This window comes from Nitrobacter sp. MLSD-S21, assembly GCF_058809865.1.
In genome coordinates this window covers 495,122-511,937 of the sequence record NZ_JBXASZ010000001.1, presented here as the reverse complement: position 1 = coordinate 511,937, position 16,816 = coordinate 495,122, and the positions used below count along the sequence as shown (strand labels likewise).

Below are 16,816 nucleotides of genomic sequence, written 5' to 3'. Positions count from 1 at the left end.
CAGCGCCGCCGTTACGATTGGAGGTCAAGAGCGACGGCGATAATCCGCGCCAGCCTTGTCGCAATTCAGGCCTCCGCGTCGTATAAATCGTCGCCAAACTCGACTTCCTTTGACGGGGCGAGAAGGTTCCGGTTGCGGAACCCTTCCCTCTTGTACAGTTTATTAAATCGATCAAACAGCGTGAGACTTTACCGGCATGACAGAATTCCTAAGTCAAATTATGATCCCGATCGCGCTGGCTTCCGTCGCGGCCGTATTGGTGCTAGGCCTCGTAAACATGATGCGCGGCGGCAATCCGTGGCGCTCGCAATACCTGATGCAAACCCGGGTTGTACTGCAATTCATCGCGATCGTCTTAGTCATGCTGACGATCTGGTCGATGATGGGACAGCAGTAGATCGTACACGATCTCAGGAACCATCTGCCTCTCAGCGCATTGCCCGATCCGGGCGGTCCCTTGGCCGGGTACCGTCCGACTTCACTCGACCTGGCCCGCCTCCCTCACGCGTGGATGGCGGGCCTTTTGTCATTATTATTGGACCTGGGATTATTGAACCTGGGACAAAACTGCTCAACCGACCGTTGGGGCGGCTTGGTTCAGGCTGGAGATAAACGCCTGAATCACCTTCTCAACGTCTTGGGAGACCTCGGAATTGTATGGTCCCTTGATCTGAATAAGCTTGTAAGGCGAGCGTTTTCTTGCAGGCAGTTGAAGAAATTCGCCCGACGCAAGCAGGAAGCCTGATTTACTGACCTCGAACGTCGCAAGCCGCTGGCCGTCTCCGCGCACCGAGAAAATTCGGCTGAAGCCGCGTATGACATTTCCTGCGTAGCTCGCAACGCAATGATGCATTTCCGCGCCCTCGGCGTGAAGCGCCGCGCCTGACTGAAGCGCTACAATTTCGTACCCATCAATGATTCTCCTGCGCGGCAGGTCTCCATAGTCGATGACCTCGTTCCACCCGATCTTGTGGGTCAGAAGGTACGCCTTCTCGCTGCTGGCTTGCGCGAGCTCATCGTGCCACTCGAGCGCCGCTCGGTAAGCGCGTTCATAACTCCAGCGCCGATTGAACCGGCCGATATGAAATGCCGCATAATCCGCAACAGCGGACGCCTGATCCAGGGAACCACCAGCCGTGCTCGCCGTATGATCACCCATCGCGCACACTGCCCAGTCAAAGAGGGCCTTCGCACTCTGCTCACGACGACACATTGCCTCGGACCATTCCCCCAGCGCGCGCAACCAGTTGTGCTGCTTGCGGATCGCGGATGGAATTGCCTGCGCCAGTGGTGAGGGCGGGATATCGCACAAATTCTGAATGGTCTGATATTCGGTGGGACCAGCACGAAACGCTTGCCCTTTTAGCGCGCGTAAGGGCCGGATAAGTCCATAATACCTCAAGAGATCGCGCAATTTTGGGCGATCATGAACAATCGCTTGCCAGTCCTGCTGGATAAATTCTCGTTCGCTTGGGCGAAAACACTCCATGCCCTGCGCCGCCGCGACGACGAGGACCGGAGCTTGCCGCAGATAATCGATCGCGAAAGGTTCGGCCACGACCATGGTCACAGCCGCGATCGCCAATGGCCTGACCGCGAACATGTTCTCAGCTTCATGTGCACAGGCCTGAACCCAAGGTTCGTCCCGCAGCAGACCGTTCGCTGCGAATTCGGGAGCCAGCCACTGCAGCAGGCTCTTCTGTGCGTCATCCTTCATGCGAGGCCTTGAGTATTCCCGACCAGAAACCTCCTGACTTTAGGCCTCGGTCGGATTGAATATATTCTCTCCTTTGAACTCCTTTGAAGCAACACGGTGGGTAATCTCTAGTTGCCAATCGTCGAAGGCATAGGGCCCGCATGTCGCTATCCTCAACGAACAGCATCTGAAATTCTGGCTTGCCGGCAGCCGTATATCGTCATATCCAGCCTCGATACGGCGTCTTTTGAAGATCTCTATTCTTCCTCACCGAAACTGAGTATGAGCGTTTCAAGGTCAATAAACTGCCCGATTCGTTACGGTTTTGCTGGACAGCAACAGTGGCGGGTCAGGAGTTTCTTTAAGTGCGCGACTGATGCGCGGAGGTAATATATTGAATTGATTAGTGATTGGCCAATATCGGCCGAGACACTATTTCGTGCGCGCGAACCTGACGCTGGCCTCAAGCTATCGGCCGCGATCCGCCCTGCCGCTATTTTGGACACAATCTGCCGGAATAACGCGGCGATCACGAAAATCGAGGAATTAGTTCATGCGTCATGTTCGCATTCATGCTGTTCTTTTTTCATGTGGCCTGATTGCGGGCTTGGCTTCCCCGGCGCTTGCCGGAAAAACTTATGACGGGCTTTGGAACGTCAAAATCGTCACCAAGACGGGCACCTGCGACCCGGTGGCGCAATATCCTCTGACCGTTACCGACGGTAAGGTTTCGGCGGCAGGCGCTGACATCACCGGCAGTGTCGGAAACCAAGGTTACGTGAAGGTATCCATCCGCGGCGCTTACGCCAACGGACAGCTCAACGGTAATGTTGGATCGGGGAAGTGGAATGGAGCGTCCGGAGGAGTTCCTTGTAGCGGGCGCTGGGAAGCTTCGCGTCAGTAATAATGGGATGATGCAAATGGGATTTGGGGGGATCATGTCACGAGGATTATCCGCCGCGTGCGCGCTCGGCGCTGTGGTGATGCTGTCGATATCCGCTAGCTCCGCTGGAGCGGGGCCGTTTGAAGGCTTGGCGGGTGTCTGGACCGGACGTGGCAGTATCCAGCTCGAGGATGGCTCAACCGAAAAGATCCGCTGCAAGGCCACCTATGCCGTGAGTGGCGATGCCCAGGGCCTCAATCAGACGCTGCTATGCGCCAGCGACAGTTACAAATTCGAACTCAGAAGCAATGTGCTCGCTCGTAACGGCGTTCTGTCGGGAGAGTGGCGCGAGACCAGCCGCAATGTTAGCGGAACCCTCGAAGGACGGGCCGGTAACGGCCAGTTTAACGTCGACGTCAGCGCTCCCGCATTTACGGCAAAGCTCAAGATGAAGACGAACGGCAACCGGCAGGACGTGGTCATCAGTTCGGACGGTCAGTTCAGGGGGGCCAATATCTCGCTGTCCCGTTCCTGATCTCAGCGCAGTCTTCGGTATAGCGCTTCCGAACGAAGTGCAATTCGGTTGCGAGAAGAAAAGCACGTCAGAAAAAGATCGAGTCTTTCACCGTTCCGTGAAGCGGTGAAAGACTCTGGTCAGATTCCCTCGAACAACGCCGTCGAGAGATATCGCTCCGAGAACGAGGGGACGACGGCAAGAATGGTTTTGCCTTCGCTGCCGGGCCTCCGGCCGATGGCAAGCGCCGCTGCAACAGCTGCACCGGACGAAATCCCCCCTGGAATGCCTTCGCTACGCGCCAAGGCACGGGCGGTTTCCAATGCCGTGGCGCTATCGACTTTCACGACCTCATCAATGACGGAACGATCCAGGATTTGGGGGACAAAACCCGCGCCGATCCCCTGGATCTTGTGCGGCGAATGCCGTCCGCCCGACAGTACCGCGCTCTCCTCGGGTTCGACTGCAACGATGCGCAAGGACGGCTTGCGGGGCTTCAGGGCCTGACCAATCCCCGTTATGGTCCCGCCAGTCCCGACCCCAGCCACGACCCAATCAATGTTCCCGCCGGTATCGTTCCATATCTCTTCGGCCGTGGTGAGCCGGTGAATCTCCGGATTGGCGAGGTTCTTGAACTGTTGCGGCATGACGGCGTGCGGAGTCGTGCGCACCAGCTCCTCGGCCATGGCGATTGATCCTTTCATACCCTCGGCCGCCGGCGTCAGAACGATTTCCGCTCCCAGAAAGGCCAGCATCTTGCAGCGCTCCGTCGAGACTGACTCTGGCATCACCAGCTTCAGGCGGTAGCCACGCGAGGCCGCAACGAACGCCAGCGCTATGCCAGTGTTTCCCGAGGTCGGTTCGATCAGAACCGTGTCGGCATCGATCTTGCCAGCTTTCTCCATTGCCACGATCATTGCCGCGCCGATACGATCTTTCACGCTCGTGGCTGGGTTGAAGTATTCCAGTTTGGCCAGAATGATTGCATTCACACCATGCTGTTGTGGCAGCCTGCGCAGCCGGACGATCGGGGTGTCTCCAACCGTATCGACAATGCTGTCGAACACACGGCCACGGCCGGCATGGTGCGGTGCATCAACCTTTGATTTTGTATCCATGTCAGCGTCCTCGAGTAGTTGAACAATGCTCATCACGATCAGCCAGCGTGTCGGGGGCTAAAGTCTGGCAGCAATACGTTGCGCCAAGCCCGATACTTGCAGAACTGGAATTCGTAAAAGAAACGCATTTGTGTTGCGACATCGTCAAACGATGCGTGTAGCGTGCCCGAAAGTCCAGACTGATTAATTTTCATAAGGAGGTCACGAATGCCAGCGATTGCTGAAATCCGGTCGACCGCCCTGCCGCACTCCGTGCCTCGCGGAAGCGATCTTCCGACGTGCCCGGTTTGCGCCGACTCGATGATTGCAGCGGAAGCATCCGCATACTTGCCCGACAACGTCATCGGCCACTTGTGGAGCTGCGACACATGCGGTTACGGCTTCGTAACCAAGCATGTCGTCCAACGCATCGCCTGCAATTGATACGATCTTTTCCGATGCAGTCAGACATCAGCGCATAGCGATATCGCCGCGCGCCCAGCCTTCGCGTGTCAGCTCGCGAAACTGCTGAAAGGTTCCTCCTTTAATCGCCGTACGCATAGCCTGCATCAGGCTCTGATAATATGCGATGTTGATCCCGGAGAGTAGCATCGCGCCGAGCGTTTCGCCGGATCGCACCAGATGATGCAGATAGGCGCGCGAATAATTTCGCGATGCCGGCCATGAACTCTCTTCGTCGAGTGGACGCGGGTCGTCGGCGTGACGGGCGTTGCGAAGATTGATCTGGCCGAAGCGGGTGAAGGCCATGCCGTGGCGTCCGTTCCGTGTCGGCATGACGCAATCGAACATATCGATGCCGCGCGCGACTGCTTCCAGCAAATCGTCCGGCGTCCCCACACCCATCAGATAGCGCGGCCGGTCCACCGGCAGCCACGGCGCGGTTTCCTCGATCATCGCGAGCATGATGGCCTGCGGTTCTCCGACCGCGAGACCGCCGATGGCGTAACCGTGAAAGCCGATCTCGGTCAGCCTGCACGCGCTCGTGCGCCGCAGGTCGGAGCTGTCCCCACCTTGAACGATGCCGAACAGCATGTTGGCGGCGGGGGCGCCCTCGAAAGCGCGCCTGCTGCGCTCGGCCCAGCGCAGCGAGAGCTGCATAGCGCGCTCAATGTCGGTACGCTCGGCGGGGAGCCGAACGCATTCGTCGAGCTGCATCGCGATGTCGGAGCCGAGCAGCCGCTGAACCTCGACGGCGCGTTCAGGCGTCAGTTCGATCGCGGTACCGTCGATATGAGAGCGAAACGTCACGCCCTGCTCTTTCACCTTTCGCAACTGGGCCAGCGACATCACCTGGAACCCGCCGGAATCCGTCAACATCGGCCCGCCCCAGGTCGTGAATTTTTGCAAGCCGCCGAGTTCGTCGATCCGCTCAGCTCCGGGCCGCAGCATCAGGTGATAGGTATTGCCGAGCACGATATCGGTCCCGGCGTCGCGCACCTCTTGCCATTGGAGGCCCTTCATGGCGCCTTGTGTCCCGACGGGCATGAACGCCGGTGTGCGCACCGCGCCGTGAGCTGTGGTGAGAAGTCCGGTGCGAGCGCTGCCGTCGCGTCCGAGAATTTCGAAATGGTTGGCGAGGCTCATGCGTCCGACCTGTCCGGAAACAGCAAGCAGGCGTCGCCATAGGAATAGAACCGGTACCCCCCCGCGATCGCATGAGCATAGGCATGTTTCATGGTTTCAAGACCGCTAAAGGCCGAGACCAGCATAAACAGCGTCGACCGCGGCAGATGAAAATTTGTCATCAGGATATCGACCGCGCGAAAGCGATAGCCCGGCGTGATGAATATCGCGGTCTCCCCGGTGAACGGCGCGATTTGACCGTCGTCGCCTGCCGCGCTTTCCAAAAGCCGAAGCGATGTCGTTCCGACGGCAACGATCCGACCACCGCTCGCTCGCGTCGCGTTCAGCGCGGCCGCGGTTTCGGCGGATATCGTACCCCATTCCGAATGCATACGATGCCCGGCGCTGTCTTCGGCTTTGACCGGAAGAAACGTACCGGCACCGACATGCAGGGTGATCCGATGAAGGCCCACGTCGCGTTCGCGTAGCGCCGCTTCGATCGCCGGCGTGAAATGCAGTCCCGCGGTCGGTGCAGCGACGGCTCCCTCATGAGCTGCGAACATCGTCTGATAGTCTGCAGCATCGCGGTCGTCGGGCGCGCGCTTTGATGCAATGTATGGCGGTAGCGGCGTTGAGCCCAGATCGGCAATGGCCTGATCCAGCGTGGGTCCGTGAAACGAAAAGGCGAACGTCACTTCGCCCTCCTCGCCTTTGCTTTCGACCTGCGCATCGAGGTGCCCGAGGAAGCACACCCGTCCCTCGTTGCCAAAGCGAACGATGTCTCCCGTCATGAGCTTCTTGGCCGGCCTGACCAATGCGCTCCAGCGAGAACCGTCGAGGCGCTTGATCAGCGTGGCGTCGATCCTCGGCTCAGTCTCGCGACCGATGCGGCGGCCATGCAACTGAGCGGCGATGACACGCGTATCGTTCACGACGAGTTGGTCACCGGGCCGCAGCCATTCTGGAAGATCTCTTACCCGTTGGTCGCGTAAACCGGCCCCGGGCTGCACCACGAGCATCCGCGCGGAATCGCGCGGGCTCGCCGGACGCAGCGCAATGCTCTCGGCCGGCAATTCGAAATCGAAGAGATCGGTTCGCATGAAATTATCAAGCTGACGGATGTAACTCGTCACTGAACCCGTTAGCCCGAAACGTCAATGGCCGGAACGCATCCGGCCATTTCACGTCGGTCTGAAGAGTCGGAATATCGCCTCAAGCGTCGGCCGCTATCCTGGCCTTCACGATCTTGTCAGGATTTTGCACTGGCTCACCGCGCTTGATCTTGTCGACGTTCTCCATACCTTCGATCACTTTGCCCCAGACAGTATATTGCCCGTTCAGGAAAGACGCATCGTCGAAGCAGATGAAGAACTGACTGTCACCCGAATCCGGACTTTGCGCTCGCGCCATGGATGCGGTGCCACGCACATGGGGCTCCCTGTTGAACTCAGCCTTCAGTTTTTGGCCTGAGCCGCCCATACCGGTGCCTTGCGGGCATCCGGTCTGCGCCATGAAGCCATCGATAACGCGATGGAATACGATACCATCGTAGAACCCCTCACGAACCAGCTCCTTGATCCGCGCAACATGACCGGGAGCGAGATCGGGCCGCATTTCGATAGTCACGGGTCCCTGCGTGGTTTCGAGGATCAAAGTGTTTTCGTTTTCAGCCATGCTCTCTTCTCTTCTCTTGCTTTGGGAGGGGTTCGTCGATCGTCAAATCGGATGGTCAGGGGACGGCCCGCAATCGCTTCGCCCATGCCTGAGGTAAATGGCATCGGTGCGCAGCGTTGTAATGCTTCCATCACGGCCGTCCGGTAAAGGATACGCTCTCCGTCCGTTGCGTCGTGCCTCTCGTAAGTAATCCGCGGCCGACCCAACAAGCTGCCGTCCCGCCTGAATGTGAACTGCACGGTGATCTCCATGCCGGCACTGTCGCGCGGCAAAGCGGGCGGCTGCCAGCATCCCTTCAAGCGCGCGGACATGGCGGCCAGATTCGCCACGCCGCCGTCCTGCGCCATCGTATCTGGTGATACGCCGGCGATGCAGATCGCAACCATTACGGTCAGCCAGCGCATGGGCTGCGCTCACTTGATATCGGAGGCAACCTGAACCTTCAGCATCTTGTCCGGATCGGTGACGGTGCCGCTTCGCGACCCGGCGGGCGCCTTTTTCAACTTGTCCACCACATCCATGCCGGAGACGACATCGCCGACCACGGTATATTTGTTGTTGAGGAAGGACGCGTCGTCAAAGCAGATGAAGAACTGCGAATTCGCCGAGTCATTACTTCCCGCGCGCGCCATGCCGACCACGCCGCGCTTGAACGGAACGGTGGAGAACTCGGCCTGGAGGTTCGGATACTTCGAGCCACCGGTACCGTTGAAATTTTTGCCGTCGCCGGTCTGCGCCATGAAGCCATCCATGACGCGATGGAACGGAACGTTATTGTAGAAGCCATCACGAGCAAGCTGCTTGATGCGCTCGGCATGTTTGGGCGCGATGTCGGTCCGAAGCTTGATGACAATCTGGCCTTTCGTGGTGTCGATCACGATGGCGTTCTGCTTGTCGAGACTGGTCGGCAATGGCTGCGCAAGGGCGGGGACCACGAACATCAGCGCGGCAACGAGGCCAAGGATTCTAATCATGATAACTCCGGATCAGAGGAAGATCGGTTCATTCAACCGGCGAATTTGGTCTTGAGCTCCGAGGCGACCAGTTGCGGAACGAAAGCTGAGACATCGCCGCCCATCGTTGCGATCTGGCGCACCAGTGTGGCGGTGATCGGGCGGACGCCGGGCGAAGCCGGAACGAACACCGTATGCACGTCGGGGGCCATAGTCTCGTTCATACCGGCGATCTGCATTTCATAGTCGAGATCGGTGCCATCGCGCAGGCCCCGAACCAGAATCGTGGCACCGGCCTTATGCGCGGCTACGACTGTGAGGTCGTCGTAAGTCGCGCAATCGAAGGCGCAGCCCGCTTCAACCGCGATCGGTTCGAACACCGAGCGTGCCATCGAAAGACGCTCTTCTGCCGAAAACAGCGGCGTCTTGCCGGGGTGAACGCCGACAGCCACGATCAGCCGGTCACATAGGACGACGGCGTGTCTGACGACGTCGAGATGGCCGTTGGTGACGGGGTCGAACGATCCCGGATAGAGCGCGACGCGTGGCATCACCCCCTCTAGCGCGCCTGTTCAGGGGCCGCAAGCAGGCCGGGTTCCACAATATTCGGGGCTTCCGTCGATATTTATTTCTTGGCGCCGATCGAACCGCTGCGGGGGTGTACGCGTCTTATCGTACGTCAGGGGACAACTGAAATCATTACAGATTTCAGGATTTTGTTTCGTCCGAAAGACCAGGTTGAAACAATTCTTCGCATGATGAAACCGCTTTTCATGGCTGGCGAAGATATCGCGAAACCAGGGTCGGTTATCAATCCGCCCAACAAACGGGCCGCCAAAACAAACGGACAGGCTCAAATTACAGGGGACCGTCATGATCAAAGCTCTTTCCGCAGTCGCGGTCGCGGCGTTCATCGCAGCCGCCCTCACCGTTCTTCCCGGTTTTGCTCCCCAGGTTTCCGCCAGCACGCCCGTTCCGCTCGCCAAAGCGGACCGGCTGGACATCCACCCGGTTGGAACGACCTGCTCACAGCGAGCCTGGCCGAATTTCGAAACGTCCTGCCTTCGCGCCGCCGGCTCCAAAACGGTAGTTCGTGAAGCTCGGCTCGTCACGCCAGAGCATCGCTGATCCGGATTTAATTCCGTTCCTTGATCGCCTAAGGAGGGGCCGCCCGCATGACGCGAGCGGCCTTTGCATTTGGCGCAAAGGGGCAAAGCCCGCTATCCGCCGTTGCCGTTTTCGCCATCCTCGCGGATATGTTCGACCGACACCACATGCTCATCATCCGCCGTATTGAACACGCGAACGCCCTTGGAAGCGCGGCTGGTGATGCGGATGCCTTCCACCGGCACTCGGATCAATTGCCCGCCATCACTCACCAGCATGATCTGATCCGACATTTCGACCGGGAATCCAGCCACGAGATGGCCGATCTCGCCGAGTTTGGTCGGATCGGTCGCGCGGATACCCTTGCCGCCACGTCCTGAAACCCTGAATTCGAACGACGACGATCGCTTGCCATAACCCTGTGCGGTGACAGTGAGCACAAACTGCTCGGCGGCGCCCATCTCCACATAGCGCCCTTCGGGCAGCGAGAGATCGGTATGTGCGGCCTCGTCAGCCTCGGGCGTCGCCTCCTCGGGCTCGATATCCTCGCCGGTTGCAGCGCGGCGGATCGCGCCGGACTGTTTGAGGTACGCGGCGCGTTCGGCCGGCGTGGCGTCGAAGTGATGCAGTATCGACAGTGAGATAACCCGGTCGCCCTTAGCCAGCGCGATGCCGCGTACGCCCATCGATGTCCGGCCCGAGAACACGCGTACGTCGGTGACCGGAAACCGGATGCACTGACCGCCTGCGGCGGTCAGCAGCACATCGTCGCGCTCAGTACATATCTGGACGTCGACGATCGACTCGCCCTCACCAAGCTTCATCGCGATGATGCCGGAGCGCCGGACATCGACGAAATCGGAGAGCTTGTTGCGGCGGACCGTTCCGCTGGTGGTCGCGAACATCACATCCAGGTCGGCCCACGACGATTCATCTTCAGGAAGCGGCATGATGGTGGTGATGCGCTCGCCCTGTTCGAGCGGCAGGATGTTGATCATCGCCTTGCCGCGCGCATTCGGGGCCGCCATCGGCAGCCGCCAGACCTTTTCCTTGTAGACCTGTCCGCGAGATGAAAAGAACAGCACCGGTGTATGGGTCGATGCCACGAACAGCCGGCTGACGAAATCCTCATCCCTCGTCTGCATTCCGGAGCGGCCCTTCCCGCCCCGCTTTTGAGCGCGATAGGCCGATAGCGGCACCCGTTTGACATAACCCGCGTGCGAGACGGTCACGACCATGTCCTCGCGCTGGATCAGGTCCTCGTCTTCGACCTCACCTTCCTGTTCGACGATAATCGTCCTGCGCGGAGTGGCGAATTCGGACTTCACCGCGCCAAGCTCACTCTTGATGATGGCCTGTACGCGGGCGCGCGACCGCAGGATCTCCAGATAATCGGCAATCTCGATGGCGAGCTTGTCGAGCTCGTCAGAAATTTCCTCACGGCCAAGCGCGGTCAGGCGTTGCAGGCGCAGATCGAGAATAGCCTTGGCCTGCTCCATCGACAGCCGCGCGGTGCCGTCCGGCGACATGCGGTGGCGCGGATCGTCGATCAGCGTGATCATCGCCGCCACGTCCTTCGCCGGCCAATCGCGCGACATCAGGGTATCACGTGCCGTGGTTGGATCGGGAGACTCCCGGATCACACGAATGATCTCGTCGATATTGGCGACGGCGATGGCCAGGCCAACCAGGATATGGGCGCGGTCGCGCGCCTTGTTGAGCAAGAATTTGGTTCGGCGGGTGACGACCTGTTCGCGGAACGCGATGAACAGCGTCAGCAGGTCTTTCAGATTCATGAGCTGCGGCCGACCCGCATCCAGCGCCACCATGTTGGCGCCGAAGTTGGTTTGCAGCGGCGTGAACCTGTAGAGCTGGTTGAGCACGACTTCCGGAACGGCGTCGCGCTTCAACTCGACGACGACGCGGAAACCCTCTCGATCGGATTCGTCACGCAAGTCCGAAATACCGTCGATCCTCTTCTCGCGCACCAGCTCGGCGATACGTTCGACCATACTGGCCTTGTTGACCTGATACGGGATCTCCGAAATCACGATCGCTTCGCGGTCCTTGCGGATCGTATCGATCGACACCTTGCCGCGCATCACGATCGAGCCGCGGCCGAGGTGATAAGCCGAGCGGATGCCTTGCCGCCCGAGGATAATGCCGCCGGTTGGAAAATCCGGGCCCGGAATGATGTTGATGAGGTCGTCGATCCCCAGCGCGGGATTGTCGATCAGCGCCACGCAGGCATCGATGACTTCGCCGAGATTGTGCGGCGGGATGTTTGTAGCCATGCCGACGGCAATGCCGCCGGCGCCGTTGACCAAAAGGTTTGGAAACTTCGCCGGAAGGACCGAGGGTTCCTTCTCGCTGTTGTCGTAGTTGGGCTGGAAATCAACGGTGTCCTTGTCGATATCGTCGAGCAGCGATTGCGCGATCTTGGTAAGGCGGGATTCGGTGTAGCGCATGGCCGCTGCCATATCGCCGTCCACCGAGCCGAAATTGCCCTGCCCGTCGATCAGCGGCACGCGCATCGAGAAACTCTGCGCCATACGCACCAGCGCGTCGTAGACCGACTGGTCGCCGTGAGGATGGTACTTACCGATGACGTCGCCAACGGTGCGCGCCGACTTGCGATAGGGCTTATTCCACTCGAAACCGTTCTCGTACATCGCGTAGAGAATTCGCCGGTGAACCGGCTTGAGACCGTCACGCGCATCCGGCAGCGCCCGCGCCACGATTACGCTCATGGCGTAATCGAGATAGCTTCGTTTCATCTCATCGAGGATCGAAACGGGCCGAATGCCCGAAGGCGCCGGCGGCTCCCCGGGTTTGGTGTCGTCGGTGTCTGACAAAGAAGGATTCCGGTCGGTTTCTACTTGGATTCATATAGCTTATCGAGGCTCGGAAGACCACCTTCGGCAGCCCTGCAAGGCGGTTTTTTCCCGTCGTTTTTTCAGACACTTATAGGCTATTCTGGCAACCAGAATCTGATGATGGAACGGTGGTCCTGACTACGCGCTGACGACCTGCGTGACGGTTATGGTGGTGAGGGTTCGGCCGGCGCGGGGAGGCCCAGCAGGCAACGCAAGCGGCGGAGGAACACGCGCGAAAAATCGCGGCTAAAACGCGTCAGACCAAAAAAACATCGAACCCGCGACCGATCCGATCAGCAGCGGAGAGCCTCTAGCTCAAGCTAGGCTTAGACCCTACTGCGCCGAGCCGCCGCTGCTCGAACTATCGCTTTCAGGATCCAGAGGCGGAACTAGCGCCAGTTCGAGATCGCCCGCCTCAAGCGGCTCCTCATCGTCCCGCAAAGTCGGATCGTCGGAAGGTGTGGGAACACTGAACCCGCCCGGCAGACGAGAATCCAGCAGCCCCGTTCCCTTCAGTTCTTCCAGGCCCGGCAGGTCGCCGAGATTTTCGAGGCTGAACTGGGACAGGAACGTCTCTGTCGTTCCGAAGGTGAGCGGGCGGCCTGGTGTCTTGCGGCGGCCGCGCGGCTTGATCCACCCGGTCTCCAGCAGCACGTCGAGCGTCCCCTTGGAGGTGACGACGCCGCGAATTTCCTCAATCTCGGCGCGGGTCACAGGCTGATGATAGGCAATGATCGCCAACACCTCGATCGCCGCGCGCGACAGACGCCGGGTTTCCGTGCTTTCCCGCGTCATCAGCCACGCCAGATCGCCCGCTGTACGGAATGTCCACTTATTGGCGATGCGCACCAGGTTGACGCCCCGCGAGGCGTAGTCCGCCTGCAACTGGGCAAGGGCCATTTTGATGTCGACACCGTCGGGCATCCGCTTGGCCAGCGCGGCCTGATCCAGCGGCTCGGATGAAGCGAATAGCAGCGCCTCCAACAACCGTAATTCCTCGGGACGCGCTGCGGGTCGTTCCGACTCAAATTCCTCGAGCTGCTCCACGCGCATTTCCGCCAAGCTTGCCATGCTCGCTCTCCTTCTTCACTTACTGCGTCGAGGTGTCCGGCCCCGCCATCGGATCGGGTGCCGGCTGCCGCGCACGCTTGCGAAAATAAAGCGGTGCGAAGGCCTCTTTTTGATTCAGATCCATGACACCCTCGCGCACCAATTCGAGTGCAGACGCAAAACTCGACGCGAACACGGTAGCCCGCTGCGACGGATCGACAACAAAGGTCATCAGATACTGGTCGAGACATCCCCAATCCTCGCCGGAGAGACCGACCAGACGCTCAAGCGAGGCTCGTGCTTCGCTCAACGACCAGACCGTTCGCTTGGCCATATGAACGGTCGTCAATACACGCTGCTGCCGTTGCACGGCATAAGCGGAGAGCAGGTCGAACAGCGTCGCGGTGAATCTCGGATGGCGAATCTCAGCGATCGATTCCGGGTTGCCTCGCGGAAAGATGTCACGCCCCAACTGCTGACGATTCATCAGGCGGTTCGACGCCTCCCGGATGGCCTCAAGACGCCGCAGGCGATTGGCAAGCGCCGTCGCCATCTCCCCGGCGCTGGGCCCATCCGGCGTCGGGGGCTCCGGCAGCAGCAAGCGCGATTTCAGAAATGCTAGCCATGCCGCCATGACCAGATAGTCGGCGGCCAGTTCGAGACGAATCTTGCGGGCCGCCTCTATGAAAACGAGATACTGATCGGCAAGCGCCAGAATGGAAATTTTCGACAGGTCGACCTTTTGCTGGCGGGCAAGCGCCAGCAAAAGGTCAAGCGGGCCTTCATAACCCTCGACATCGACCACGAGCGCAACCTCGTCGATGACGACGGGCTCGGTGGGCCGACCTGTTTCAAACGACAGAATTTCCGCGCTCATGCGCTCGCTGCCCCCGCTGCCGTTAACGCGTCGAGTTCCGCCCGCGCCGCTTCGCGGTCGAACGGTTGCGGCGGCTTGCGCTTGGCCAGGGCTCGCCGGGCGCGGTCCAGCGCAAAACCCGATAGCTCCGGAGCTTCGCTGGCGACCTGCCGCATCTCATCCAGATTGCCATTGCAGTGCAGGACTATGTCGCAGCCAGCCGCAACGATTGCTCTCGTCCGCTGGGCGATCGATCCCGCCAACGCGTTCATGGACACGTCATCACTCATCAATAATCCCTGAAACCCGATGGTCCCGCGAATCACCCGTTCGATGATTGTCGCAGATGTCGTGGCCGGTTGGGTGGCATCAATTGCACTGAACACAACATGTGCGGTCATCGCCATCGGCAGGTCCGCAAGGGGACGAAATGCAGCGAAATCAAAGGCCTCCAGATCGTCTTTCAAGGTTTCCACAATCGGGAGTCGGTGATGGGTGTCAGCAGTCGCCCGACCGTGACCCGGAATGTGCTTGAGAACCGGCAGAACACCACCCTGCTCTAGTCCCTCAGTAACGGCCCGTGCGATCGTCGCGACCTTGTGAGGATCAGCGCCATAGGCGCGATCACCGATGACGGCATCCGCACCGGGTACAGGAACATCCGCCAGCGGCAGGCAGTCGACTGTGATGCCGAGATCGGCGAGATCGGCCGCGATCAGTTGTGCGCTGAGCCGTGCGGCCTTTAGCCCCGCGTCGCGGTCGCGGTCATAGAGGACGCCGAACGTCGCGCCTGCCGGATAGACGGGCCAGTGGGGCGGTCCCAACCGCTGCACGCGGCCGCCTTCCTGGTCTATCAGGACAGGAGCATCGCTATCCTCGACGGCTTCTCTAAACTCCTGAACTAAACGAGCGACTTGCAGGGGATTGTCTACATTCCTTTTGAACAGAATGAACCCCCACGGGCGCTGTTCGCGCAGGAATTCGCGCTCCTCCGTTGTCAGACTTAGGCCTGACGCTCCCGTGATGAATGCGCGCGAACTCATGGCGGCCGATTAGCCTTCATCGGCCGCGACGGTCAAGGAATCGGCCGTTAATTCCTTTGGACGACGCACTGTCCGCCGGCCGATTTGAGGCTTCCGCAGAAACGCGAGGCCTCCTCGGAGGAACCGAACGGACCGACCATGGCACGATAGTAGACACCCTTGGCGCCAAGGTCTGCGCGTTTGATTAAAGGAGCGCGCGATCCCAGCACCGGGAATTTACCCTGCAGGTGCCGGAACGATGCCCGCGCGTCCGCCTCGTTACGCTGAGAGGAAACCTGCACCAAATAACCCCCAGTACTGGCGACGACCGGCGCCTGCTGGGTCGGATTGGTCGAAGCTATTCGGGTGCGCGGTTCGGCAGCCTGTGGTGACACCGACTGAGGCGCATTTGCCCCGGATGCAGGACCCGTGGGAGTCGTATGCCGAGATTCGGAGGACTCAGGCCGCGCAACGGCCGCCGCCGTTAGATCGGCCGGATCACCACGGACCGTCAGGGTCCTGACCCTGTGTGGTTCATCGCCAGCAACTGTTCCGTTTGCCGCCGTCGCGGGAGGCTTGATGTTCGGAGCCACGCTTGCTGCGGACGGCGGATGGCCGTTCTGGTTCAACGGCGGGAATACAACACGCGGGCCGGCGTTAACGGCATCCTTAACGTTGACTGGCTGCTCTTCGCGAGACACCATCTGCTCGGTACCGTTCTCCGAGGACATTCGGTCCTGAAGCAACTTGCCAACGGCATCCCCGGAAGTGGCCTGCTGAGGCACAATCTTGTTCGGTTCGGTGTTGGCCCTTATGACCGGCGGCTCACCTTTCGGGGCATTTCCAACAAAGGTGCGATAAGCATACGCCGCACCAGTACCGACCACGGCGAGCACTAAAACCGCGACCACGGTTGCCATTTTGCCGCGACGCCCGGGCGCCGGATCAACTTCCTCATAACCGTTCTCGTAGCCGAATGGCGCTTCCGTATAGGTCTCGCGCGGAAACTGGCCTTCATACGCGTCGCGTGGAACATGATCCCCATACGCATACGCCGGCTGCTCGTCCGGCCGCCTCCCGTACAGCACGTCGTCATAACGGTCAGCCTGATAATATGACTCTGGCTCAGGCGGCTGATGCTGATTGTCGGGATAAACCGCCGCGCGCCGCAGAACCGGATGCGGCGGGGATTCGAACTGCTCCGGCGAAGGATCAGGTTGGGCCATTCGCCTCTGAATCCACTGCGGCGGACTGGCTGGAACCTCATCCTCTGCGGTGGGCTGCGGCTCAAAATGATCTACGGGATCATCCACCGGAGCCACCGGTGCTACTCGTTTGACATCGCCGAAGGGATCAGTCTGACCAATCAGACGCGCAAGTTCCGCAAGCGGATCCGGCTCGGGGGGAGTTGTCGCGCCCCGATCGTCGCGCCCGTAATCATCGTCCTCCGGGAAAGGTCTGTCCTGATATCGATGAGCCATTGTGATGTCGCGTCCCTTTCGGA

The 16,816-nt window shown here is 59.9% G+C and carries 18 protein-coding genes; 5 read left to right on the top strand and 13 right to left on the bottom strand.

From position 1 onward, the window contains the following. The first annotated feature begins 196 nt into the window (after window positions 1-196). Entirely contained in the window at window positions 197-397 is a 201-nt protein-coding gene (locus AC1RT6_RS02545) for a twin transmembrane helix small protein (protein WP_079446955.1), read from the top strand. A 174-nt stretch (window positions 398-571) separates the two neighbouring features. Here the strand turns inward: AC1RT6_RS02545 and AC1RT6_RS02540 are convergent, their stop codons facing one another. Beyond that, window positions 572-1,717 (bottom strand): PcfJ domain-containing protein, encoded by a 1,146-nt coding sequence (locus AC1RT6_RS02540; protein ID WP_079446956.1) that lies wholly within the window; start codon window positions 1,715-1,717, stop codon window positions 572-574. Between the two features lie 532 nt (window positions 1,718-2,249). On the opposite strand from AC1RT6_RS02540, the gene AC1RT6_RS02535 reads away from it, so the two are divergent. Continuing rightward, window positions 2,250-2,600 carry a hypothetical protein gene (locus tag AC1RT6_RS02535; protein ID WP_079446957.1) on the top strand — a complete coding sequence of 117 codons (351 nt, stop codon included), beginning with the start codon at window positions 2,250-2,252 and terminating at the stop codon, window positions 2,598-2,600. A gap of 16 nt (window positions 2,601-2,616) precedes the next feature. Then, window positions 2,617-3,114, top strand: a complete 498-nt coding sequence (locus tag AC1RT6_RS02530; RefSeq protein ID WP_079447047.1) for a hypothetical protein — start codon at window positions 2,617-2,619, stop codon at window positions 3,112-3,114. 119 nt (window positions 3,115-3,233) lie between these two features. On the opposite strand, the gene cysK is transcribed toward AC1RT6_RS02530, so the two are convergent. After that, window positions 3,234-4,211: a cysteine synthase A gene (gene cysK / locus AC1RT6_RS02525; RefSeq protein ID WP_079447048.1), complete on the bottom strand. Its 978-nt coding sequence runs from the start codon at window positions 4,209-4,211 to the stop codon at window positions 3,234-3,236. Window positions 4,212-4,418: 207 nt separating this feature from the next. On the opposite strand from cysK, the gene AC1RT6_RS02520 reads away from it, so the two are divergent. Continuing rightward, window positions 4,419-4,634, top strand: a complete 216-nt coding sequence (locus AC1RT6_RS02520) for a hypothetical protein (protein WP_079446958.1) — start codon at window positions 4,419-4,421, stop codon at window positions 4,632-4,634. A 27-nt stretch (window positions 4,635-4,661) separates the two neighbouring features. Here AC1RT6_RS02520 and tgt read toward each other — a convergent pair whose 3' ends face one another. The 6 genes from tgt to coaD all read right to left on the bottom strand — a co-directional run bounded on the left by tgt (window position 4,662) and on the right by coaD (window position 8,952). After that, entirely contained in the window at window positions 4,662-5,795 is a 1,134-nt protein-coding gene (gene tgt / locus AC1RT6_RS02515) for a tRNA guanosine(34) transglycosylase Tgt (RefSeq protein WP_079446959.1), read from the bottom strand. Next, complete coding sequence (queA, locus tag AC1RT6_RS02510) at window positions 5,792-6,874, bottom strand: tRNA preQ1(34) S-adenosylmethionine ribosyltransferase-isomerase QueA (RefSeq protein ID WP_472789983.1); 1,083 nt, start codon at window positions 6,872-6,874, stop codon at window positions 5,792-5,794. Before queA ends, tgt begins: the two co-directional genes overlap by 4 nt. 112 nt (window positions 6,875-6,986) lie before the next feature. Beyond that, the gene (locus AC1RT6_RS02505; protein WP_079446961.1) at window positions 6,987-7,448 is read right to left on the bottom strand and encodes a peptidylprolyl isomerase; all 462 of its coding nucleotides are present in this window, start codon (window positions 7,446-7,448) and stop codon (window positions 6,987-6,989) included. Then, complete coding sequence (locus tag AC1RT6_RS02500) at window positions 7,424-7,852, bottom strand: UCP034077 family protein (RefSeq protein ID WP_079446962.1); 429 nt, start codon at window positions 7,850-7,852, stop codon at window positions 7,424-7,426. The genes AC1RT6_RS02505 and AC1RT6_RS02500 overlap by 25 nt, the downstream gene beginning before the upstream one ends. Before the next feature lie 9 nt (window positions 7,853-7,861). Continuing rightward, window positions 7,862-8,422 (bottom strand): peptidylprolyl isomerase, encoded by a 561-nt coding sequence (locus tag AC1RT6_RS02495; protein WP_079446963.1) that lies wholly within the window; start codon window positions 8,420-8,422, stop codon window positions 7,862-7,864. A gap of 32 nt (window positions 8,423-8,454) precedes the next feature. After that, complete coding sequence (gene coaD / locus AC1RT6_RS02490) at window positions 8,455-8,952, bottom strand: pantetheine-phosphate adenylyltransferase (RefSeq protein ID WP_079446964.1); 498 nt, start codon at window positions 8,950-8,952, stop codon at window positions 8,455-8,457. A gap of 322 nt (window positions 8,953-9,274) precedes the next feature. Between coaD and AC1RT6_RS02485 the strand changes: the two genes are divergently transcribed. Further along, complete coding sequence (locus tag AC1RT6_RS02485; protein ID WP_079446965.1) at window positions 9,275-9,529, top strand: hypothetical protein; 255 nt, start codon at window positions 9,275-9,277, stop codon at window positions 9,527-9,529. A gap of 92 nt (window positions 9,530-9,621) precedes the next feature. Here AC1RT6_RS02485 and gyrA read toward each other — a convergent pair whose 3' ends face one another. The 5 genes from gyrA to AC1RT6_RS02460 form a co-directional block, all read right to left on the bottom strand. Then, entirely contained in the window at window positions 9,622-12,363 is a 2,742-nt protein-coding gene (gyrA, locus tag AC1RT6_RS02480) for a DNA gyrase subunit A (protein WP_079446966.1), read from the bottom strand. Window positions 12,364-12,717: 354 nt separating this feature from the next. Beyond that, complete coding sequence (scpB, locus tag AC1RT6_RS02475) at window positions 12,718-13,455, bottom strand: SMC-Scp complex subunit ScpB (RefSeq protein ID WP_079446967.1); 738 nt, start codon at window positions 13,453-13,455, stop codon at window positions 12,718-12,720. A gap of 19 nt (window positions 13,456-13,474) precedes the next feature. Then, window positions 13,475-14,311, bottom strand: a complete 837-nt coding sequence (locus tag AC1RT6_RS02470) for a segregation and condensation protein A (protein WP_079446968.1) — start codon at window positions 14,309-14,311, stop codon at window positions 13,475-13,477. Next, the gene (gene nagZ, locus AC1RT6_RS02465; protein ID WP_079446969.1) at window positions 14,308-15,333 is read right to left on the bottom strand and encodes a beta-N-acetylhexosaminidase; all 1,026 of its coding nucleotides are present in this window, start codon (window positions 15,331-15,333) and stop codon (window positions 14,308-14,310) included. The genes AC1RT6_RS02470 and nagZ overlap by 4 nt, the downstream gene beginning before the upstream one ends. Window positions 15,334-15,380: 47 nt before the next feature. Beyond that, window positions 15,381-16,793, bottom strand: coding sequence for an SPOR domain-containing protein (locus AC1RT6_RS02460; protein ID WP_079447049.1), 1,413 nt, complete (start codon window positions 16,791-16,793; stop codon window positions 15,381-15,383). Between the last annotated feature and the right edge of the window lie 23 nt (window positions 16,794-16,816).